A 20146-nucleotide genomic window follows, 5' to 3' on the forward strand; every position below is an offset into this window, starting at 1 on the left:
CGGGGTGACAGACTCGGGCGTATGACGACGTTCCGCGAGTTGCATGCCGATCGGTTCGTGATGCCGAATGCCTGGGACGCCGGGAGTGCGGTGATCCTGGCGGCGGCCGGGTTCCCGGCGATCGCGACGACCAGCGCGGGGATCGCGTTCTCGCTGGCGAAGGGCGATCACACGCTGCCCGACGGCGCGCCGGCGGTGTCGCGGGAGCAGATGTTCGACCGGGTACGCGAGATCACCGCGGCGAGCGCCGTACCGGTGAACGGGGACCTCGAGGACGGGTACGGTGCCGAGCCGGAGCGGGTCGCGGACACGATCAGGCTGGCCCGCGAGGCCGGGCTGGCCGGCGGCAACATCGAGGACTACGACGGACGGGAGCTGTACGACGTGGCGCTCGCGGTCGAGCGCATCGTGGCGGCGCGCGAGGCGGCCGGCGACGACTTCGTACTGACCGCGCGGACCGACGGGCAGCTGCTCCGTACGCCGACCTCGGTGCGCGACTCGATCGACCGGGCGAACCGTTTCCGCGCGGCGGGTGCGGACTGTCTCTACGTCCCCGGCGTCAACGACCTCGCCACGATCCGCACGCTGGTCGCCGAGATCGACGGGCCGCTGAACGTGGTCATCGGTCTGGGCACCTCCACGCTGACGGTCGCCGATCTGCAGGCGGCCGGCGTGGTCCGGATCAGCCTCGGCGGCAGTATCGCCCGCGCGGCGCTCGGCTTCGTCCGCCGCAGCGCGGAGGAGCTGGCGACGAAGGGCACCATCACCTTCGCTGCCGACCAGATCCCACAGGCTGACTTGAACGAGCTCTTTGCGCGATCATCCAAGGGTGAACACTGAGCCGAGTCTCGTGCGGCCGGTGGCCACTGTCCACGGCATCGTGGGCCTGGCCACTTGCCTGAGCCTGATCGTCTTCTACGCCGGCGCCGACTCGCTCGGTGCCGTCAACGACGTCGGGAACGCGGTGTTCGGCGTCCTGAGCTTCTGCCTGGCGTGGCTCACCCGCCCGCCGTGGCTACTGCTGTGGGTGGCCGGCGTCGGAACCATGCTCACGATCGTGGGCACCGTGCTCGTGATGAGCGAGACCACCGGCTTCTACCTAGCTGGCCTCTGGTCGGGCTTCGGGTTCGCGCTGATCGGGGGGTGGCTGGTCGGGGCCGGGAGCATCGGGCGGCTGCGGCGGGCGGGGCTGATCGCCGGCGCCGTGATGGTGCTCGGTCTGATCGGCGCGCCCGGGATCGCGATGGGCATCGACGTCATGGAAACCGCCCCGGCCTGGACCTTCGTCGCCGGATTCGGCTGGGCCGGGACGTACCTGCTGTTCCCCGCCTGGAGCCTACGGCTGGCCGGGCAGGACGTCACCGAACGCGGCAGCTAGCGGCGGGAACATCTCGCGCACGTCTCCCCCGCTGACCCAGATCCCGATCGCCAGCGCGGCGGTTGCCTCCAGCAACTTCGCGCGCCGCAGTCCGCCCGCGAGTACCGGCATACATCCCAGATCCCGCACCAGCTCCGCGACCTGGTTCACGCCGCTGTCGCCGCAGATCGGTACGCCGAGGCCGGCGGGTGGATTCCGCCACACCGCGTCGGCCGCCAGGTTGAACGCCTTCACAACGCGCACCTCCGGCACGGCCTGGCTGATCGCCTCGGCCGTGGCCGGATGCGCCAGCGTGAAGTCCCGGTGATCCAGCGCATTCGTGCAGTCGATCAACGTCGTACCGGCAGGCACCAGTCCCGCGACCTCCACCGCCACCTCGGCCGGTACTGCCAGCAGTACGACGTCGCCGTACGCCGCTGCCTCCTCCAGCGTCCCGGCCGTGGCACCGACCCGCTTGGCCACCTCGACGGCCTTGTCCGCGGAGCGCCCACCCACCATCACGTCGTGGCCCGCCTTGACCCATTGCGAGGCCAGCGCCTCGGCCATCAACCCGTTGCCCAGTGTTCCTATTCGCATGCGTCGACCGTAGACAGTTCGATGCGCACCTCCTGGTGTCCATCGGCCGACGCACAATGGACCGGTGAGATTCTTCGCCGACTGCCAAGCCCGTGTCGCGGCCGACCTGATCAGCGGGCGCTGGCCGATGGTCGTGCTGTACGCGCTCGCCGACGGGCCCGCGCGTCCCGGTGAGCTCCGCAAGCAGATCGGCGGTATCAGCCAGAAGGTCCTCACCGAGACGCTCCGCCGGCTCGAGCGCAACGGCCTCGTCGGACGCACCCGGTACGCCGAAGCGCCTCCCCGGGTCGAGTACTCGCTGACCGTCGCCGGCAAGGACCTCCTGGTCCCGATCCGCGCCCTCGGCGACTGGGCCGCCGTGTACGCCGACCGGCTCCCGACCGAAAACAAACCGTAAACGGTTCGCGGGACAGTGCTGGAGTCAGCTCGATCCCGACGGAGGTCCCCGCCATGTTCACCCTGCAGCAGATCGTCGACGCCCCACCCACCGAGGTCGTCCGGGCGTTCACCGAGCCTGAGCCGTTCGCCGCCTGGTTCGTCGCCGAAGGTTTCAGCACCCCGTCCGACCGGGTGACGATCGACGTCCGCCCCGGCGGCCTCATCTCGGCCGTGTTCGTCGCCGCGGACGGCACCGAGGTCCCGTTCACGCTCCGTTTCGGCGAGCTGGACCTCCCGCACCACCTGGCCCTGCGATTCGACCAGCCCGCCGAGGAGATCACCGTCGACCTGACCGCGCTCGCCGACGGCAGGACGCGGCTCGACTACCGCAGCGTCGGGCTGTCCGACGAGCAGCAGGTCCCGATCGAATCCGGTGTCGCCACGATGCTCGGCCACCTGGCGGCGTACTTCACCCAGTGACCTATCCGGAGGGTCCTCCGCAAAGCGATATAGGATTCCGGGTATGACAGCTTCCGATTCCACCGACCGTCCGTACGGCGCGTTCCCCGTCCGGATCGGTCTGCAGGTCCAGCCCCAGCACGCCCAGTACGCCGACATCCGGCGGACCGTGGCGGCGGCCGAAGAGATCGGCGTTGACGTTGTTTTCAACTGGGACCACTTCTACCCGCTCAGCGGTGAGCCCGAGGGTCTGCACTTCGAGTGCTGGACCATGCTGGCCGCCTGGGCCGAGGCGACCGAACGGGTCGAGTTCGGCGCCCTGGTCACCTGTAACTCCTACCGCAACCCCGACCTGCTCGCCGACATGGCGCGGACGGTCGACCACATCAGCGACGGCCGGCTGATCTTCGGCATCGGCTCCGGCTGGTTCGAGAAGGACTACGACGAGTACGGCTACGAGTTCGGTACGGCGGGCGGCCGGCTGGACGCGCTGGGCGAGGCGCTGCCGCGGATCGAGCAGCGCTGGACCAAGCTCAACCCGAAGCCGACCCGGGACATCCCGGTGCTGATCGGCGGCGGCGGCGAGAAGAAGACGCTCAAGCTCGTCGCCAAGCACGCGAACATCTGGCACGGGTTCGGCGACGCCGAGACGATCGCGCACAAGCACGCCGTACTCGACGAGCACTGCGCGACCATCGGCCGCGACCCCGGCGAGATCGAGCGTTCGGTCGCCGTCGGCGACAAGACGCCCGAGCAGGTCGGCAAGTCGCTCCTCGACGTCGGCGCCCGGCTGTTCACCGTGCACTCCTCCGGCCCCGACTACGACCTGGGCCTCCTCCGCGCCTGGGTCTCCTGGCGAGACGAGGTCAACGCCAAGTAGTCCCGGCCCCACTTTGAGCACCCACCAACCGTCCACGCGACCCAGAAACGGTTGGTGGGTGCTCAAAGACGCTGCGCGGGCGCCGGATAGGATTTCGGGCATGTCTACGTTGCCTTTGGGTGGTTCGGTGCGGCCTATTACGCGGTGGGGTACCGACGTGATGCATCGGGTCAATCAGCCTGTCACCGACTTCGGGGACGAACTGCAGACGCTCGTCGCCGACATGGTCGCGACGATGAACGCGGCCGAGGGCGTCGGCCTGGCCGCGAACCAGGTCGGCGTGGACCTGCAGCTGTTCGTGTTCGACTGCCCCGACAAGGAGGGCAAGCGCGTCCAGGGCGTCGTGTGCAATCCGACGCTCGAGCTCCCGGAGGGCAAGGACCGCAACCTGGACGAGGGTGACGAGGGCTGCCTGTCGCTGCCCGGCGCGTTCACGAAGTGCGCCCGCCCCGACTTCGCCAAGGTCACCGGCGTCGACCAGCACGGCAAGCCGGTCAGCTTCGAGGGCGACGGTCTGCTGGCCCGCTGTCTGCAGCACGAGACCGACCACACCCAGGGCATGGTCTTCGGCGACCGGCTCTCCCGCAAGTACAAGAAGCGCCTGTTCGCGGAGGCGGAGGAGTTCGCCCCCGACTACCCGACCGACTGGCCTGTCACCCCGATGGTCGAGCACGAGGACGAGCACGAGGACACCCCCGCCACGTGACCTACCAGCGAGCCTTCTCCAGGTCGATGCCGTCGACGGTTTCGGCCGCGGTCTGACCGGTCGTATCGAGCCAGAGGCCTCGGCGCGGGATCTCGTCGAGGCCGGCCTGGAGCGCCCGTACGCCGTCTTCTAGCGAGGGGCCCCAGTCGCGGTAGGAGTTCGCGCCGCCGCGGCCGATCTCCCGCTCGACGATCGACTCGACCGACGGGACGAGGACGATCAGGTACGGGTCGACGTCACGCAGCCGGGAGAACCAGCGCTCGACGTGCTCGCCCAGGACGATGTCGCTACAGACGAAGTCGAACCCGGCGTCGGCGTAGTGCTGCGCGACCAAGGCGCTGGCGTCGTACCGGAGTTCCAGCTGGCGCACGGCCTCGGCCGACGGGTCGGGCGTCATGACCTCGGCGCCCGCGACCACGCCGCGGTAGAACACGTCCCCGTCGAGCGTCGCGGCCGGCGGTCCCATCCGGGCAGCGAGGAGCGGTGCGATCGTGGACTTCCCCGCGGCCTGCATCCCGGTGACCAGGACTACTTTCGCCATTCCTCCGCCTTGAGTGAGTAGATCGTGGCGTCGAACGGTACGCCGTCGTCCTCCAGCACCGCCTCGTGGTCGAAGCTCATCCCGAGCCGGCGCATGACCGCGATGCTACGGACGTTCGGGGTGTCGGTCACCGCAATTACCCGTGACAGCCCGGCTTCACCGAACGCGTGGTCGAGCCACGACGCGGCCGCCTCGGTCGCGTACCCGTGGCCCCAGTACTCGCGCGCCAGCCGCCACCCGATCTCGAGGTCGTCCGGGTACCACTGCTCCTTGCTCAGTCCGCAAGCGCCGAGGAAGACCCCGTCGGAGCGTCGTTCGACTGCCAGGAAGCCGAATCCGTGTGCTTCGTAGAACGCGTTGATCGCCCGCGCGGTCCGGTCGGAGTCGACCCGGCTCAGCGGCGGGCCCAGGTACTGCGTGACATCGGGATCGGCATTCAGCGCGGCCCAAGGTTCCAGGTCGGACTCGCGGAACGGGCGCAGTACCAGGCGTTCCGTCGTACGCATGCTTCCCCCTCAGCGAGTGGCGTAGAACGCTACTGCTGCTGAGGATGCCACGTTGAGGGAGTCGACGCCGCCGGCCATCGGGATGCGTACGGTCAGGTCTGCCTGTTCGAGCACGTGCGGTTTGAGGCCGTGCCCTTCGGTGCCGAAGATCAGCGCGAGCTTGGGGTCCTTGCGATCCGCCAGTTCGTCGAGCGTGATCGAGTCGTCGGCGAGCGCCATCGCGGCGGCGACGTACCCGTTGTCCTGCAGGTGCCGGAGGTCGCCGGGCCAGTCCCGCAGGCGGGTCCAGGGGACCTGGAAGACGGTCCCCATCGATACCTTGATCGAGCGCCGGTACAGCGGGTCGGCGCACGTCGGCGTCACCAGGACCAGCCCGACCCCGAGCGCGGCCGCGGCGCGGAACCCGGCGCCGACGTTGGTGTGATCAACGATCTCGTCGAAGATCGCGATCCGCCGTACGTCGTCCGTGAGCAGCTCCGGCAGCGGTACGGCGGGTTGCCGCTTGTACGACGCCAGCGCGCCGCGGTGCACGTGGAACCCGGTGACCTGCTCGGCCAGCTCCTCCGAGACGACGTACACCGGCTTGTCCGGCCATTTCTCCAGCACGTCCTGCAGCGAGTCCAGCCACCGCGGAGCGAGCAGGAACGACCGCGGCTCGTACCCGGCGTCGGCCGCCCGCCGAATCACCTTGTCCCCCTCGGCGATGAACAGCCCGTGCTCTTCCTCGAGCAACCGCCGAAGACTGACCTCCCGCAACCGAACATAATCGGAAAGCCGCTCGTCCGCGGCGTCCTCGACCCGAACCAGACTCACGCCTCTCGCGCCTGCTCTGCCACGTCGACCACGTTGCCGATGACAACGATCGCCGGGGCGCCGACGCCCTCGTCCGCCATCGCCTGCGCGATCCCGGCCAGGTCCGACGTCACCATCCGCTGCCCCGGAAGGGTGCCGTCGGCAATCGCCGCCGCCGGGGTGTCAGCTGGCCGACCTGAGTCGATCAACCGCGACGCGATCGCCGGAAGGTTCTCCACCGCCATCAGCAACACCAGCGTCCCGCGCAACTGAGCCAATGCATCCCAGTTCACCAGCGAATCCGGATGCGACGGCGGAATATGTCCCGACACCACCGTGAACTCGTGCGTCACCCCACGATGCGTCACCGGGATCCCCGACACCGCCGGCACCGAGATCGAGCTCGTGATCCCCGGCACCACGGTCCACGGCACCCCGGCCGCCGCACAGGCCAGCGCTTCCTCGAACCCGCGCCCGAACACGTACGGATCCCCGCCCTTGAGCCGTACGACGACCTTCCCCTGCTGCCCGCGCTCCACCAGGATCCGGTTGATCTCCTCCTGCTGCGCGGCCCGCCCGCGCGGCAGCTTCGCCGCGTCGAACAGCTCGACATCAGGATGCAGCTCGTCCAGCAACTGCTGCGGCGCCAACCGGTCCGCGACCACCACATCCGCCTCGGCCAGCAACCGCCGCCCGCGCACGGTGATCAGGTCCGGATCGCCCGGTCCCCCACCGACCAGATACACCCCGGGCCGCCGATCCACGTCCCGCGCCGCCAGCTCCCCGGTGCGCAGCCCTTCGAGGATCGCGTCCCGTACGGCGGCCGACCGCCGGTGATCGCCGCCGCCGAGGACACCGATCGTCACGTTGTCGTGCTGCCCGGACGCCGGCGTCCACGCGGTCGCCCGGGACCGGTCGTCGGAGCGCACGCAGAAGATCCGCCGCTCCTCCGCCTCCGCCGACACCTGGTCGTTGACCGCGGCATCGTCCGTCGCGACCACGACGTACCAGGCGCCGTCGAGGTCGCCGGCGGCGTACCCGCGCTCGATCCAGGTCAGCGACGGGTTGCCGAGCAGCCCTTCGATGGTCGGCGTGATCGACGGCGAGACGAGGTCGATCCGCGCACCGGACTCGAGCAGTCGCGGCAGGCGCCGCTGGGCGACGCCGCCACCGCCGACGACGACCACGCGCCGCCCTTCGAGGACGAGACCGGACAGGTACTGGTTCGTCACGAAGTGATCCCCGCGTCCTCGAACGTGGCCATCTCGGCGAGCGCGCGGACCGCGCAGGTCAGGATCGGGTACGCGAGCACCGCGCCGGTCCCCTCACCGAGCCGCAGGTCCAGGTCGACCAGCGGCTGCAGGCCGAGCTGCTTGAGTGCGACCGCGTGCCCGGGCTCGGCGGACCGGTGACCGGCGACGCAGTAGTCGACGACGGCCGGGTGGAACGCCTGCGCCACCAGCGCGGCTGCCCCGGCGATCACGCCGTCCAGGATCACCGGTGTGCGGTTGGCCGCCGCCCCGAGGATGTACCCGGCCAGGGCGGCATGCTCCAGTCCGCCGTACGCCTGCAGAGCCTTGAGCGGCTCGGTCGCCGGTACGGCGTGCAGCGCGAGAGCATCCCGTACGACGGCGGTCTTGTGCGCCAGCGCGGCGTCGTCGATACCCGTCCCGCGACCGGTGACGGCGTCGGCGGTCGCGCCCGTGAAGGTCGCGATCAGCGCTGCCGAGGCGGTGGTGTTGGCGATCCCCATGTCGCCGGTGAGCAGGCAGCGGTACCCGTCCTTGACCAGCTGGTCGGCGAGGTCGAACCCGACCGCGATCGCCTTGTGCGCCTCGTCCTCGGTCAGCGCGTCGGTCCGCGACAGGTCGCGAGTGCCCGGGCGGACCTTCGCGTGCACGATGTCCAGCTGCTCGACCGGGGTGGCGACGCCGACGTCGACCACGCGGACGTCGACGCCGTTGTTCTTGGCGAACGCGTTCACGGCCGCGCCGCCGCCGGCGAAGTTCGCCAGCATCGCGGCGGTCACTTCCTGCGGCCACGGGGACACGTTCTGCGCGTGCACGCCGTGATCGGCCGCGAACACCGCCACCACGGCCGGGGCCGGCACGGCGTACGTTCCGGTCATGCCCGCCACCTTCACGGACAGCTCCTCGAGAACACCGAGCGACCCGGCCGGCTTCGTCAGTTGCGCGTGCCGCTCCGCCGCCGCCCGCATCGCTCCGGAATCCCCCGGGGCGATCCGCTCCAGGTACTCCTCCAGCGCGCCGTTCATCACGTCCTCCATCCGTTCCCGCCCGTTCCCGCCCGTTCCGGTCCGTTCCCGTCCTGCAGTCCGGCCGACGGTCCCGTCGTACCGCTCCGATCTTCGCATCCCCGAGTGTGTGCCCCGGGACGGACCGGCGGGATGTGGACAGTAGTGTCGGAATCACCACATCCCGCGATCTCCCGGAGGGCTCACAGATGTCGCTCGATCGTCCCGTCGCACCGGACCCGTACGAACTCCTCCCGGAGGTCGGTGCGTTCACCGTCACCAGCACCGACGTCGCCGACGGCGAGCCGCTGGCCGACGACCACGCGTTCGCGGGCGGCAACACGTCGCCGCAGCTCAGCTGGTCCGGGTTCCCGGCCGAGACCAAGGCCTTCGTCGTGACCTGCTACGACCCGGACGCCCCGATCGTCTCCGGCTTCTGGCACTGGGTCCTGGTGAACCTCCCGGCCACCGTCACCGAACTCCCCACCGGCGCCGGCACCACCGAACGCCTGGACAACGGCGCCTTCCACGTCCGCAACGACTTCGGCACCAAGTCCTTCGGCGGCGCCGCCCCGCCCGCAGGCGACCAGATCCACCGCTACTACTTCGTCGTCCACGCCATCGACGTCGAAGCCCTGGACGTCGACGCCGACGCGACCCCCGCCGTAGTCGGCTTCAACCTGGCCTTCCACACCCTCGCCCGAGCCATCCTCACCCCGACCTACCAAATCGCGGAGTAGTCCTCAGAGCGCGGTGAGGTACACCCATTCGCCGGCTTCGCGGGTGAAGGTGCTGTTTTCGGATTGGGTGCCGGGTACGCCGTTCTTGGTGTAGTGGGCGTGGAATTCGACGGTGCCTTCGGTGTGGAAGGGGCTGCCGCCGGTGGTGGCGACGATTTCCAGGCCGGTCCATTTCTGGCCTGGGGTGAAGTCGATGGTGGCGGGGCGAGTGGTGAGGGACCAGGTCCGGCGCAGGTACGCCGCGTCGCGCATCGCGAAGGCGGCGTACCTGGACCGCATCAGCTGCTCCGCCGTCGTGGCGGTCGCTTCGCCGCGGTGCAGGCGGCCGCAGCAGGCGGCGTACGGCAGGTCTTGTCCGCAGGGGCAGGTGGGAACTGACATGCCCCGATTGTTGCCCATCCGCCGTGATCTACTGCCGTGATGGTGACCGAAGCGGCGCGACGGCGGCGGGTCATGGTGCGGCCGGTGATGGACTGGTACGCCGCTGTTGACGGCGTCGACGCGGTGATGCTGGGTGGGTCGACCGCCCGCGGGGACGCCGATCGCTGGTCGGACGTCGAGGTCGGCGTGTTCTGGCAGCGACCGCCTACAGAGGCTGAGCGTCTCGCGGTGGCGGGCGCTGCTGACGTTCGGTTGGTGAACGTCGACGGGCCGCCGTGGGACGACCACCTGTACCTCGGCGAGCCGCGGCCGGACGGGCTGCTGGTCGAGGTCGCCCACACGTTGACGCAGACGGTCGAGAATGCCTTGGACGAGTTGCTCAGCGGCAAGCCCGACGGCCAGGTCATGCAGCTGGCGCAAGGGATCATCGACGGCCGCGAGGTGATCGGGCCGCGGGCGGATCTCGTCGCGCGCTGGCAGGAGCGCGTGGCGACGTACCCACGCGACCTGGCGCTCGCCGTCGTCCGGTACAACGGGAACATCGAGAAGTTCTGGCGCTGGCAGATGTTCCACGAGCGCGACAACCCGCTGCTCGTCGCGCGCGAGTTCGTGCGCATGACCAACCAGTTGCTCACCGTCCTCTACGCCCTCAACGGCAGGTACAGCGGTCACGTGCTGGCCTTCAAGCGCCTCGATGCACTCGACCTCCCGCTGGCACCACCGTCCCTCCCCACCCGCCTCCGTGCGGTCTTCGACCGGCCGGCGCCCGAAGGCGCCCAGACTCTGCACGACCTGGTCGAGGAAACCTTCGACCTCGTCGAACGGCACCTACCCGAGGTCGACGTCGCCGCCCTACGCGCCACCTTCCGCAGCGACCGCAAACCGCTGGACTGACAGCCGCGGATCGGACAACCACGCGAACACCTTCGGCGTCGTCGGCCCGAAGTGGTGAACATGCCGCCGGCACAGCTCCCGCCGCGCGTCGGCCACGTCGATGTCCGGTCGCCGCACCTCACGCGCCCACAGCGACGTCGTATCCCACCGCACCGCGATCCGCCCGCTCGCACACGCCTCACGCAGCCCGTGGATCCCGGCGCCGCGCCTCTCCTGCCCGTTGAGCGTCTCGCACACCTGCTCCGCGAGTTCGTCGACCCGCCGCGAGTCCAGCGGCATCCGGCCCAGCGTCATCACCCCGAAGTCCCGCACCGGCAACACGTACACAGCCGCCCGCGGACTGTACGTCTGGATCAGCGACGGATGCTCCCAGTCGCCCGGCGTACACCCCACCATCCGCGCGTGCAGTCCGAGCAACGCGTCCCGCGGCGCAGTGTCCTGCAACCCGACGTACGCCGCCTCCCCGTGCGACCCGACCGGTAGCCGCTCAACCAGGTGGTTCACGTGCAGGCGGTAGGCGATGGCCCGCTCCCGGGTCACAATCCGCATGACACCGACCGTAACCAGGAAACACGCCACAGACTGACCTATTTGTCAGGACACCCAGTTGGTTGCTGAGGGCACCGCTGGCGGGAAGGTCCACCGCTGGCGGGCTGCAGGGGACCAGCGGTGACATAACCCGCCAGTGGGATTACTCCTCGCGGAGCGGGAAGGCCCGGATGATCACTGCGGTGGGGGTGCCGTTCGTCGGTTCTGTGGTGGTGAAGTCGCGGAGGACTCGGTGGAGGCGGGCGCGGAGTTCGGCGAGATCGCCGTCCGTGAGGGTGACGACCTCGCTGAAGGCGAAGTCTTCGTCGTCGGAGGTCTTCGCGGCCAGCCAGCTCGCGTACGCGGTGTCCTCCAGTTCGCGGTTGAGCGTCGACTGGTCGGTCCGCACCCGGCGCCACGGCTTCACCCGGCCGGCCGCGCCCGGCTCCGGCTCGATCACGCCGAGCGCCTCCAGCCGGCGCAAATGGAACGAGCACGAGCCGGTGCTCTCCCCCAGCTCACGGGCGGCGATCGTCGAGGTCGTCGTACCGTCCCGGTCAATCAGCGTCAGCAGCGCCTCCCGCAGCGGGTGCGCGCGGACGACGTCACGTCGGTTCGGCGTACTGCTCTCCATGCCGCGCATCCTATCTCCACCTTTGCAAAGACCAGACTTTGCATAGTACGGTCTTTGTATGCTGACGGACGAGGTACGGCGGGGTACGCCGCGGCGCATCACGGAGTACGGCGAGGAGATCCTGCACCGCCCGTGCCGGCCCGTGACCGAGTACGGCGCCGCGCGCTGGGGCGAGCTGGTCGACGACCTGTTCGCGACGATGTGGATCGCCGAAGGGTGCGGGCTGGCCGCGAACCAGGTCGACGTCGACGCGCAGCTCTTCGTCTACGACCTCACCGACGAGTACGGCGACCGGCATGTCGGGCACGCGTTCAACCCGCGGATCGAGACCGCGCCCGCGCTGGTCGGCACCCAGCACGGCACCGAGGGCTGCCTGTCCGTACCCGGCGCCAACGCGCCGCTGGACCGGCCCGCCCGCGCGATCCTGCGCGCGTACGACATCGACGGCCGCCCGTTCACGGTCGAGTCCACTGGTTACTTCGCCCGCTGCCTGATCCACGAGACGCAGCACCTCGGTGGCACCGTCTACGTCGACCACCTCTCCCCCGCCGCCCGAGCGCAGGTCCTGGCCGAATCAGCCGACAGGCGTGCGGCCGTGCTGAACCATCGCAGCAACCGCCAACTGACGCTTATGGCTGGGCGGGCGCGGTGACGTCGCGGCGGAGGCCCTGGAGTACGTCGAGTTCGCGGTCGATCTCGCGGCGTTTGGCCTCGAGGCGCTGAACCTCCTGGGCGAGGAGCGTCTCCAGTACGCCGGTGCGTTCCTCGGGTGGGGCGTCGAGGCACGGTAACTGTTCGCCGATGACGGCGCTGCCCAGCCCGGCCGCGAACAGGTGCTGGATCATCACGACCCGTTCGACCATCGACTCGTCGAAGTCCCGCCAGCCGCCCGGGGTGCGGTTCGAGCGGATGAGGTCCTGTTCCTCGTAGTACCGCAATGAGCGTGTGCTCACGCCGGTGGCTTCGGCGAGTTCTCCGATCCGCATGGGTCCAGTGTTGCACCTGACACCAATGTGAAGTTCCACCCTAGGGAGGTCGCACCGTCCCTGGAAGGAACCTCATGCACTGGCTCTACCTCGCGATCGCCGTCGTGTTCGAGATCGCCGTGGCGATCTCGGCCGGCAAGGCGCAAGGCTTCAAACACCGCGGCTGGACCGCCGCAACCCTCGTCACCGGCGGGCTCGGCACGTACTTCCTGAGCCGCGCCCTTCTCACCTTCGACGTCGGCGTCGGGTACGCCCTGTGGACGTCACTCGCCGGAGTCGGCATCACGCTGCTCGGCGCACTGCTCTTCGGGCAGAAACTCACGGTGCACAAGGCCAGCGGCATCGCCCTGGTCATCGGTGGGGTCGTCGGTCTTCAGCTCTCGAGCGGGTCGTGATCGCATGAACACCAAGCCGCAGTCGTCCCGCACTGCCTGGCTCATGCTGCTGCTGGCCGGCGCCTTCGAGGTCGGCTACGCACTCTCGGTCGGAGGCAGCCACGCCTTCACCGTCTGGCAGTGGTCCGTAGCAGCCGCCGTCTTCTTCCTGCTAACCCTCTGGGCCCTGAGCCAAGCCCTACGCACCATCGAGGTAAGCATCGGCTACGCCACCTGGGCAGGCCTAGGCGCCGCCGGCGCCGCCCTACTAGGTCCGGTCTTCTTCGACGAGACCCTCACCCCCACCAAGACCTTCTGGTTGGCCGTCACCATCACCGGCGTCATCTACCTGAAACTCGCCGACCGCCAACGAAACCCACGTGACAGTTGAGATGGCGGGGAGCCTGGTGGACTCCCCGCCGGATTGGGGTCAGTCCTTGATGCCGGACTGGGTTACGCCCTGGATCAGGTAGCGCTGGAGGAAGGCGAAGATCAGGACGAGGGGCAGGATCGAGACGGCGACCGCCATGAACAACTCGTGGATGTTGATGGTTTGGGCGGTGATGAAGGTCGACATCGCCACCTGAATGGTCCACGAGGACGAGTCCTGGCCGATCACGAGTGGCCACAGGAACGAGTTCCAGTTGCCGATGAACGTGATCGCCGCGAGCGCCGCGAAGAACGGCAGCGAGTTCGGTACGACGATCCGCCAGAACACCCCGAAGTACCCGGCGCCGTCGACCCGTGCCGCCTCCTCCAGCTCCTTCGGAAATCCGAGGAAATACTGCCGGAAAAGGAATGCCGCGAACCCGCTGAACAAGGTCGGGATGATCAGGCCCCGCAGTGAGGACACCCACCCGAGCGACGACACCACGATGAACGACGGGATGAACGTCACCGCCCCCGGAATCATCAGCGTCGCCACGATCGCGTAGAAGACCTTGTCCGCGTGCCGATACGGGATACGGGCCAGCCCGTACCCCGCCATCGATGCCAGCAGCAACTGTCCCGCCGTGCCCAGGATCGCGACCACAGCGGAGTTGTACATCGCCCGGGCCATCGGCACCGTGGTGTCGTTGAACAGCTCACTGATGTTGCTCCACTGCAGATGCGAGGGGAACAACGTCCAGTCCGGCGCGGTGATGTCCTGTTCGGTGGACAACGCGTTGCGCAGGATCAGGTAGAACGGGATCAGGAACAGCACCACCGCGACGAACAGCGCGATCCAGCGCAGCACCAGGCCGACCCGGCCCCACGTGCTCCGGCTGAACCCGATCGGCTGCGGAGTTCCCGTCGTACGTTCGGAGACCGCCATCAGTCGCCCGCCTTTCCGAAGCCGAAGATCCGGTTCTGCAGCAGCGTCACGAGCATGATGATCACCGCGAGGATCAGCGCGCCGGCCGAGCCGTGACCGAGGTCCTGGATCGAGCCGAGCGAGATGCCGTACAGGTAGACCAGCGGCGGCCGCGCGTAGTTGACGTTGCCGACCAGGTTGTAGAACTCGTCGAACGCCTGGTACGCCGCGATCAGGTTCAGGATCAGTACGGCGACCGACGTCGCCCGCAACTGCGGCAACGTGATGTACCGGAACACCTGCCACCCGGGTTTGGCCCCGTCGACGTACGCCGCCTCGTACAGCGTCGGCGAGATCCGCTGCAGCCCCGCGATGAACAGGATCATGTAGAACCCGAGCTGCAGCCACAGCCGTACCGTCACCAGCGGGATCCAGTACCAGGGCGGGTCCACGGTCGACAGCCAGGCGATGTTCTCGATCCCGAACCAGCCGAGCACGGTGTTCGCGAGCCCGAACCGGACGCCGTTGAAGATCGACAGCTTCCAGATCAGCGACGCGACGACGTACGAGCACGCGGTCGGCAGGAAGAAGACCGACCGGAAGAACGCCCGCGCGATCTTCACCTGGTTGACCAGCAACGCCAGCGCGAGCGCGAGCACGAACGTCAGCGGCACGATGAACACCGCGAAGATCGTGAACGTGCCCAGGCTGGACAGGAAGTTGTGGTCGGTGAGCATGTCGACGTAGTTGTGCAACCCGACGAACTTCGACGGTGTCGCGGTGTTGTACGCCTCGAAGAAGCTGAGGACCAGGCTCCAGATGATCGGCAGGTAGGAGAAGATCAGCAGCCCGATCACGAACGGCCCGACGAAGATCCAGAACCACAGCGCGTTCCCGGCGATCCCCTTCCGACGCCGCGAACCCCGCCGCTCACCAGCTGTAGCGGGGACCGCGGACGTCTTGGCCGGAGCGCTCATCCGAACAACCGCGACAGCTCGGCGTTGACGGTCTTCTCGGCCTTGGCGATCTCGGCAGCTGGGTCTGCTCCCTTCTTGATGCAGTTGGTGAGCAGATCGGTGAACGCCGTACCCATCTTCGGCGTCCACGCCGGGTTGTCGGTGTGTCCGTAGTCCTCGTTCAGCTTGACCGTGTCGGCCGCGACGCCGCTCTGCAGCTTCGACGCCTTGGCTGCCAGGCTCTTGCGCGGCGGGATGTGGAAGCCGTAGTTGAGCGACCAGTCCTCCTGGTACTCCGACTTGTCGATCCACAGCCACTTGACGAACTTCTTCGCCGCGTCGACGTTGGCGCTCTTGGCGGACACGAACTGCGTCCACCCGCCGGAGTACACGGCCGGCTTGCCCTCCGCGTCGAGCTTCGGGAACGGGATCACGCCGATGTCGTCTCCCAGCACCTTCTGCATGCCCGGCACCGCCCACATGCCGATCCACTGCATCGCCACCAGGCCCTGGTTGATCGCGGTCGGATCCCACCAGTCCGTGGGCGCGCCGAGCAGGATGCTCTTGCTCGCGTAGAGCTCGTGCAGCTTGCCGAACGCCTTCGCCGCCCGGTCGCCGGTGAAGCCGGGCTTGTTGTCCTCGGTCAGGTAGCTCCCGCCGGACGACCAGAGCGCCGGTCCGCCCATGCCGTTGCCGCCGTCGTTGCCGACGAACATGCCCTTGACCTTGTTCGTGGTGAGTTCCTTGGACGCCGCGATCAGGTCGTCGACGGTCTCCGGCGGTTTGATGCCGGCCTTGTCGAGCATCGACTTGCGGTAGTAGATGACCTGCGGATCGATGATCATCCGGATGCCGTAGATCTTGCCGTCGATGGTGTTCGTGGCGAGGTCACCGGGCAGGAAGTCGTCCTTGACGTCGGCGATGATGTCGTCGAGCGCCACGACCTGGTTGCTCTTCACCATGCCGATGTTGAACTGGCTCTCGAACACGTCCGGGCCCTTGCTGGACAGCAGTCCGGAGGAGAGCTTGGCGCCGTAGTCGCCCGGAGTCCACTGCACGGCGACGTTCGCGTCGGTGTAGGCCTTGGCGTACTTCAGCGCCGCCTGCTGGGTCCCGGTCTCGCCGTACTGGTGGTACCACTGCGACAGGTTGACCTTCGTACCGCCGCCTCCGCCACCGGAGGACGGTCGGCCGGTATTGCCGCCACAGGCCGCGGTGAAGGCCGCGAGGGCGGCCAGTCCTCCGGTCCGCTTGAGCAGATCGCGCCGGGTCAGACCGGCGTTCGGAACATGAGCAGGCATGAATTCCACCTTCCCGCGAGAGGGAACGCCGCAGGGGTACGACGCACGGTTCCGAGTTACTTAACTGTGTTAAGCATCTCTGATGTTGGCACACGGTACTACAGGTCAATCGTTGTAGAAGTGCCTAGCACGATGACTCAAAAGTGCGCCGTGCGCAAGACCGGAATGCGACCTTCTTTGTTCGAAAGTGTGGAATGTTGTCAGGCCGTGATCACGTAAACATCTGACCAGCAGCCGACCTGCGAACCAGCGGTTCCGGCGGTTCGAAGCGTCCACCGTAGACAGCGGCCAACTCGCGCGACCGCGCGACGAAAGCCGGGAGTCCGTACGCGTTCACGTACTGCAACGCGCCACCGTGCAGCGGCGGGAAACCGATGCCGAAGATCGAGCCGATGTTGGCGTCCGGTACCGAGCGCAACACGCCCTCGTCCAGACACTTCACCGTCTCCAAAGACATCGCGAACAGCATCCGCTCCTGCAGGTCCCTCAGCGGAATCTCAGCGACAGCGGTGAAATGCTCCCGCAGCCCGGGCCACAACTTCTTCGGGCCGTCGGCCGGGTAGTCGTAGAACCCCGCACCGGCCGCCTTGCCGCGCCGGCCGAACTCGTTGACGAGCCGGTCGGTCACCGCCATCCCGGGGTGGTCGTCGAACGCTCCCGCACTGTCACCTGCCGCGCGCGCCGCGTCGCGGATCTTCTGCGGCAGCGTGAGCGTGACCTCGTCCAGCATCGCCAGCGGCGGCGCCGGGAACCCGGCCTGGGTCGCGGCGCGCTCGATCATCACCGGGTCGACACCCTCGGCGACCATCGCGGCGCCTTCCATCACGAGCGTGCCGAACACCCGCGAGGTGAAGAACCCGCGACTGTCGTTGACCACGATCGGCGTCTTCTTGATCTGCCGTACGACGTCGTACGCGCGAGCAATCGTCGCGTCGGACGTCTTCGAACCCACGATCAGCTCGACCAGCGGCATCCGGTCGACCGGCGAGAAGAAGTGCATCCCGATGAAGCGTTGGATTATGTTGGCGTCCGGCCGGTCGATGCCGTCGGCGAGCGTGGTGATCGGCAGCGTCGAGGTGTTCGAGCAGAGCAGCGCGTCCGGCTCGACCACGTCGGCGATCTCCGCGAACACCTTCTGCTTGAGGCCGCCGTCCTCGAAGACGGCCTCGATCACCAGGTCGCACCCAGCCAGGTCGTTCGGGTCCCCGGTCGGCGTGATCCGGCTCAGAAACTCCTCGACCTCGGGCGCGCCGAGACGTCCCTTGGCGACCTGTTTCGCCAGCAGCTTCTCGGAATATTCCTTTCCGCGCGCGGCCGCCTCCAACGAAACATCTTTGAGCACCACGGACATCCCGGCCTTCGCGCACACGTACGCGATCCCGGCGCCCATCATCCCGGCCCCGAGCACCCCGACCTTCCGGGCGGAGTACTTCGGTACGCCGGAGGGCCGCGACCCGCCGGCGTTGATCGATTGCAGGTCGAAGAAGAACGCCTGGATCATGTTCTTCGCGATCTGCCCGGTCGCCAGCGACACGAAGTACCGCGACTCGATCCGCGAGGCGGTCTCGAAGTCGACCTGACTGCCCTCGACCGCGGCGCTCATGATCGCCCGCGGTGCCGGGTACGGCGCGCCCTTGAGTTGCTTGCGCAGGTTCGCCGGGAACGCGGGCAGGAAGGCGGCCAGCTTCGGCGAGGACGGCGTACCGCTCGGGATCTTGTACCCGTCCCGGTCCCACGGCTGCTTGGCGTCACCGTCGTACGTCGAGATCCACCGGCGCGCCGCGTCGAGCAGGGAGTCCGCCGGTACGACGTCGTCGACGATCCCGACCGACAGCGCGTGCGCGGGCTTCATCCGCTGCCCCTGCAGCAGCACCTTCATCAGCGCGTCCTGGAGTCCGAGCATCCGGACCGTGCGGGTCACTCCCCCGCCGCCGGGGAGCAGACCGAGCGTCACCTCGGGGACGCCGAGCTCGATCCGGTTGTCGTCGGCAACGATCCGGTGGTGGCAGGCGAGCGCGATCTCCAGCCCGCCGCCGAGCGCCGATCCGTTGATCGCGGCAACGACCGGTACGCCCAGCGTCTCCACGACCCGGAGCTGCCGCTTCACCTCCTCGATCGTCGAGAACACCTGCGCGGCGTCCGACGGCTGGATCTGCGAGAGCATCTGCAGGTTGCCACCGGCGAAGAACGTGGACTTCGCGGAGGTGACGATCACGCCCTTGAGCAGCGCCTTTTCAGCCACCAGGCGGTCGACCGTGCGGCCCATCGACTCGACATAGACGTCGTTCATCGTGTTGGCGGACGCCGAAGGATCGTTGAGCGTCAGCGTCACAACCCCGGCGTCGTTCTTCCACTCGATCATGCGGCAAGCCTTTCGATGATCGTCGCGACGCCCATCCCGCCGCCGACGCACAGGGTGGCCAGTCCGTAGCGGAGCTCGCGTCGCTCCAGCTCGTCCAGCAGGGTTCCGATCAGCATCGCGCCGGTGGCGCCGAGCGGATGCCCGAGGGCGATCGCGCCGCCGTTCACGTTCACCTTCTCGTGCGGTACGCCGAGATCCTTCATGAAGTGCATCACCGCGGCCGCGAACGCCTCGTTCATCTCGAACAGATCGATGTCCGACGCGTCCAGACCGGCACGGGCCAGCGCCTTGCGGGCGGCCGGCGCCGGACCGGTCAGCATGATCGTCGGATCCGCGCCGCTGACGCCGACGGACACCACCCGCCCGCGCGGCGCCTGACCGAGCGCCTCGCCCGCCTTCTCGTTGCCGACAGCAACCAGAGCGGCGCCGTCGACGATGCCGGACGAGTTGCCCGCATGGTGCACGTGCGAGATCCGCTCGACGGTCAGGTACTTCTCCAGCGCGACCGAGTCGAACCCGCCGTGCTCCCCGATCGCCGTGAACGACAACGGCAGCCCGGCCAGCGTCTCGACCGACGTCCCGGGCCGGACGAGCTGGTCGTGGTCCAGGATCCGCAGCCCGTTCCGATCCACGACCGGTACGACGGACCGCGCGAAGTACCCGTTGGCCCAGGCTTTCGCGGCACGCGCGTGCGACTCGGCGGCGTACGCGTCGACGTCGGTGCGGGAGAAGCCGTCGAGCGTCGCGATCAGGTCAGCGCTGATGCCCTGCGGGATGAAGCCCGTCTCGAGAGCGGTTTCCGGGTCCATCGCCCAGGCGCCGCCGTCGGAGCCCATCTTCACCCGCGACATCGACTCGACACCGCCGGCCAGGATGAAGTCCTCCCACCCGGACCGCACCCGCTGCGCCGCCTGGTTGACGGCCTCGAGACCCGACGCGCAGAAGCGGTTCAGCTGCACCCCACCGGTCGTGTCGGGGTAACCGGCCATCAGTACGGCGGTCCGCGCGATGTCCATGCCCTGGTCGCCGATCGGCGTCACCACGCCGAGCACCACGTCGTCGATCGCGGCCGGATCCAGAGCGGGATGCCGGGTGCGCAGTTCCTGGAGCAGTCCGGTGATCAGCTGGATCGGCTTGACCTCGTGCAGTGCACCGGTGGGCTTGCCCTTGCCGCGCGGTGTCCGAATCGCGTCGTACAGAAAGGCTTCGCTGGTCATACGGCCGAT

At 68.4% G+C, this 20146-nt stretch carries 26 protein-coding genes; 11 read left to right on the forward strand and 15 right to left on the reverse strand.

Going from position 1 to position 20146, the window contains the following annotated elements; genetic code table 11:
- Positions 1 to 21: 21 nt before the first annotated feature.
- Both E0H50_RS35995 and E0H50_RS36000 read left to right on the forward strand, forming a co-directional pair.
- The gene (locus E0H50_RS35995; RefSeq protein ID WP_131295493.1) at positions 22 to 840 is read left to right on the forward strand and encodes an isocitrate lyase/PEP mutase family protein; all 819 of its coding nucleotides are present in this window, start codon (positions 22 to 24) and stop codon (positions 838 to 840) included.
- On the forward strand, positions 830 to 1378 hold the full coding sequence (locus E0H50_RS36000) for a hypothetical protein (protein WP_131295494.1): 549 nt from the start codon (positions 830 to 832) through the stop codon (positions 1376 to 1378). The genes E0H50_RS35995 and E0H50_RS36000 overlap by 11 nt, the downstream gene beginning before the upstream one ends.
- Here E0H50_RS36000 and E0H50_RS36005 read toward each other — a convergent pair.
- Positions 1337 to 1954 carry an NADPH-dependent F420 reductase gene (locus tag E0H50_RS36005; RefSeq protein ID WP_131295495.1) on the reverse strand — a complete coding sequence of 206 codons (618 nt, stop codon included), beginning with the start codon at positions 1952 to 1954 and terminating at the stop codon, positions 1337 to 1339. The two genes, E0H50_RS36000 and E0H50_RS36005, sit on opposite strands and share 42 nt — an antisense overlap.
- Before the next feature lie 64 nt (positions 1955 to 2018).
- Between E0H50_RS36005 and E0H50_RS36010 the strand changes: the two genes are divergently transcribed.
- From E0H50_RS36010 to def (E0H50_RS36025), 4 genes are all read left to right on the forward strand, one after another.
- Positions 2019 to 2351, forward strand: coding sequence for a winged helix-turn-helix transcriptional regulator (locus E0H50_RS36010; protein WP_131295496.1), 333 nt, complete (start codon positions 2019 to 2021; stop codon positions 2349 to 2351).
- A gap of 53 nt (positions 2352 to 2404) precedes the next feature.
- Positions 2405 to 2812: an SRPBCC family protein gene (locus E0H50_RS36015; RefSeq protein WP_131295497.1), complete on the forward strand. Its 408-nt coding sequence runs from the start codon at positions 2405 to 2407 to the stop codon at positions 2810 to 2812.
- Between the two features lie 43 nt (positions 2813 to 2855).
- Positions 2856 to 3671 (forward strand): LLM class F420-dependent oxidoreductase, encoded by an 816-nt coding sequence (locus E0H50_RS36020; RefSeq protein ID WP_131295498.1) that lies wholly within the window; start codon positions 2856 to 2858, stop codon positions 3669 to 3671.
- A 100-nt stretch (positions 3672 to 3771) separates the two neighbouring features.
- Entirely contained in the window at positions 3772 to 4377 is a 606-nt protein-coding gene (def, locus tag E0H50_RS36025; protein ID WP_131295499.1) for a peptide deformylase, read from the forward strand.
- 1 nt (position 4378) lies between these two features.
- On the opposite strand, the gene E0H50_RS36030 is transcribed toward def (E0H50_RS36025), so the two are convergent.
- From E0H50_RS36030 to cobT, 5 genes are read right to left on the reverse strand one after another with little or no spacing between them, the layout of a single operon-like run.
- On the reverse strand, positions 4379 to 4918 hold the full coding sequence (locus E0H50_RS36030; RefSeq protein ID WP_131295500.1) for a phosphotransferase-like protein: 540 nt from the start codon (positions 4916 to 4918) through the stop codon (positions 4379 to 4381).
- Positions 4906 to 5424 (reverse strand): GNAT family N-acetyltransferase, encoded by a 519-nt coding sequence (locus tag E0H50_RS36035; protein ID WP_131295501.1) that lies wholly within the window; start codon positions 5422 to 5424, stop codon positions 4906 to 4908. The genes E0H50_RS36030 and E0H50_RS36035 overlap by 13 nt, the downstream gene beginning before the upstream one ends.
- Positions 5425 to 5433: 9 nt before the next feature.
- Entirely contained in the window at positions 5434 to 6237 is an 804-nt protein-coding gene (locus E0H50_RS36040) for a TrmH family RNA methyltransferase (RefSeq protein ID WP_131295502.1), read from the reverse strand.
- A complete protein-coding gene (cobA, locus tag E0H50_RS36045; protein WP_131295503.1) occupies positions 6234 to 7448 on the reverse strand; it encodes a uroporphyrinogen-III C-methyltransferase in 1215 nt (404 codons plus the stop codon). The genes E0H50_RS36040 and cobA overlap by 4 nt, the downstream gene beginning before the upstream one ends.
- On the reverse strand, positions 7445 to 8590 hold the full coding sequence (gene cobT / locus E0H50_RS36050) for a nicotinate-nucleotide--dimethylbenzimidazole phosphoribosyltransferase (protein WP_238151594.1): 1146 nt from the start codon (positions 8588 to 8590) through the stop codon (positions 7445 to 7447). Before cobT ends, cobA begins: the two co-directional genes overlap by 4 nt.
- An 89-nt stretch (positions 8591 to 8679) precedes the next feature.
- Between cobT and E0H50_RS36055 the strand changes: the two genes are divergently transcribed.
- A complete protein-coding gene (locus E0H50_RS36055) occupies positions 8680 to 9210 on the forward strand; it encodes a YbhB/YbcL family Raf kinase inhibitor-like protein (RefSeq protein ID WP_131295504.1) in 531 nt (176 codons plus the stop codon).
- 3 nt (positions 9211 to 9213) lie between these two features.
- On the opposite strand, the gene E0H50_RS36060 is transcribed toward E0H50_RS36055, so the two are convergent.
- Complete coding sequence (locus tag E0H50_RS36060; protein WP_202868488.1) at positions 9214 to 9591, reverse strand: YchJ family protein; 378 nt, start codon at positions 9589 to 9591, stop codon at positions 9214 to 9216.
- 39 nt (positions 9592 to 9630) lie between these two features.
- Between E0H50_RS36060 and E0H50_RS36065 the strand changes: the two genes are divergently transcribed.
- Positions 9631 to 10485, forward strand: coding sequence for a nucleotidyltransferase domain-containing protein (locus E0H50_RS36065; RefSeq protein ID WP_131295506.1), 855 nt, complete (start codon positions 9631 to 9633; stop codon positions 10483 to 10485).
- Here the strand turns inward: E0H50_RS36065 and E0H50_RS36070 are convergent.
- Positions 10444 to 11034: a winged helix DNA-binding domain-containing protein gene (locus E0H50_RS36070; protein ID WP_131295507.1), complete on the reverse strand. Its 591-nt coding sequence runs from the start codon at positions 11032 to 11034 to the stop codon at positions 10444 to 10446. The two genes, E0H50_RS36065 and E0H50_RS36070, sit on opposite strands and share 42 nt — an antisense overlap.
- Before the next feature lie 142 nt (positions 11035 to 11176).
- Positions 11177 to 11647: a winged helix-turn-helix domain-containing protein gene (locus E0H50_RS36075; protein WP_165547423.1), complete on the reverse strand. Its 471-nt coding sequence runs from the start codon at positions 11645 to 11647 to the stop codon at positions 11177 to 11179.
- 58 nt (positions 11648 to 11705) lie between these two features.
- Here E0H50_RS36075 and def (E0H50_RS36080) point away from each other — a divergent pair, with 58 nt between their 5' ends.
- A complete protein-coding gene (gene def, locus E0H50_RS36080; protein WP_131295509.1) occupies positions 11706 to 12299 on the forward strand; it encodes a peptide deformylase in 594 nt (197 codons plus the stop codon).
- On the opposite strand, the gene E0H50_RS36085 is transcribed toward def (E0H50_RS36080), so the two are convergent.
- Positions 12277 to 12633, reverse strand: a complete 357-nt coding sequence (locus E0H50_RS36085; RefSeq protein WP_131295510.1) for a MerR family transcriptional regulator — start codon at positions 12631 to 12633, stop codon at positions 12277 to 12279. The genes def (E0H50_RS36080) and E0H50_RS36085 overlap by 23 nt on opposite strands.
- A 74-nt stretch (positions 12634 to 12707) precedes the next feature.
- On the opposite strand from E0H50_RS36085, the gene E0H50_RS36090 reads away from it, so the two are divergent.
- Together E0H50_RS36090 and E0H50_RS36095 are read left to right on the forward strand one after the other, a co-directional pair.
- Positions 12708 to 13028: a DMT family transporter gene (locus E0H50_RS36090; protein ID WP_131295511.1), complete on the forward strand. Its 321-nt coding sequence runs from the start codon at positions 12708 to 12710 to the stop codon at positions 13026 to 13028.
- Positions 13029 to 13032: 4 nt separating this feature from the next.
- Complete coding sequence (locus tag E0H50_RS36095; RefSeq protein WP_131295512.1) at positions 13033 to 13398, forward strand: DMT family transporter; 366 nt, start codon at positions 13033 to 13035, stop codon at positions 13396 to 13398.
- 39 nt (positions 13399 to 13437) lie between these two features.
- On the opposite strand, the gene E0H50_RS36100 is transcribed toward E0H50_RS36095, so the two are convergent.
- The 5 genes from E0H50_RS36100 to E0H50_RS36120 form a co-directional block, all read right to left on the reverse strand.
- Positions 13438 to 14322: a carbohydrate ABC transporter permease gene (locus tag E0H50_RS36100; protein ID WP_131295513.1), complete on the reverse strand. Its 885-nt coding sequence runs from the start codon at positions 14320 to 14322 to the stop codon at positions 13438 to 13440.
- Entirely contained in the window at positions 14322 to 15278 is a 957-nt protein-coding gene (locus E0H50_RS36105; protein ID WP_131295514.1) for a carbohydrate ABC transporter permease, read from the reverse strand. Before E0H50_RS36105 ends, E0H50_RS36100 begins: the two co-directional genes overlap by 1 nt.
- A complete protein-coding gene (locus E0H50_RS36110; RefSeq protein WP_131295515.1) occupies positions 15275 to 16558 on the reverse strand; it encodes an ABC transporter substrate-binding protein in 1284 nt (427 codons plus the stop codon). The genes E0H50_RS36105 and E0H50_RS36110 overlap by 4 nt, the downstream gene beginning before the upstream one ends.
- Positions 16559 to 16769: 211 nt before the next feature.
- Positions 16770 to 18920 carry a 3-hydroxyacyl-CoA dehydrogenase NAD-binding domain-containing protein gene (locus E0H50_RS36115; protein ID WP_131295516.1) on the reverse strand — a complete coding sequence of 717 codons (2151 nt, stop codon included), beginning with the start codon at positions 18918 to 18920 and terminating at the stop codon, positions 16770 to 16772.
- Positions 18917 to 20137, reverse strand: a complete 1221-nt coding sequence (locus E0H50_RS36120; RefSeq protein ID WP_131295517.1) for an acetyl-CoA C-acetyltransferase — start codon at positions 20135 to 20137, stop codon at positions 18917 to 18919. Before E0H50_RS36120 ends, E0H50_RS36115 begins: the two co-directional genes overlap by 4 nt.
- Positions 20138 to 20146: the final 9 nt, after the last annotated feature.

It is taken from the genome of Kribbella sindirgiensis, from assembly GCF_004331435.1.
GTDB lineage: Bacteria > Actinomycetota > Actinomycetes > Propionibacteriales > Kribbellaceae > Kribbella > Kribbella sindirgiensis.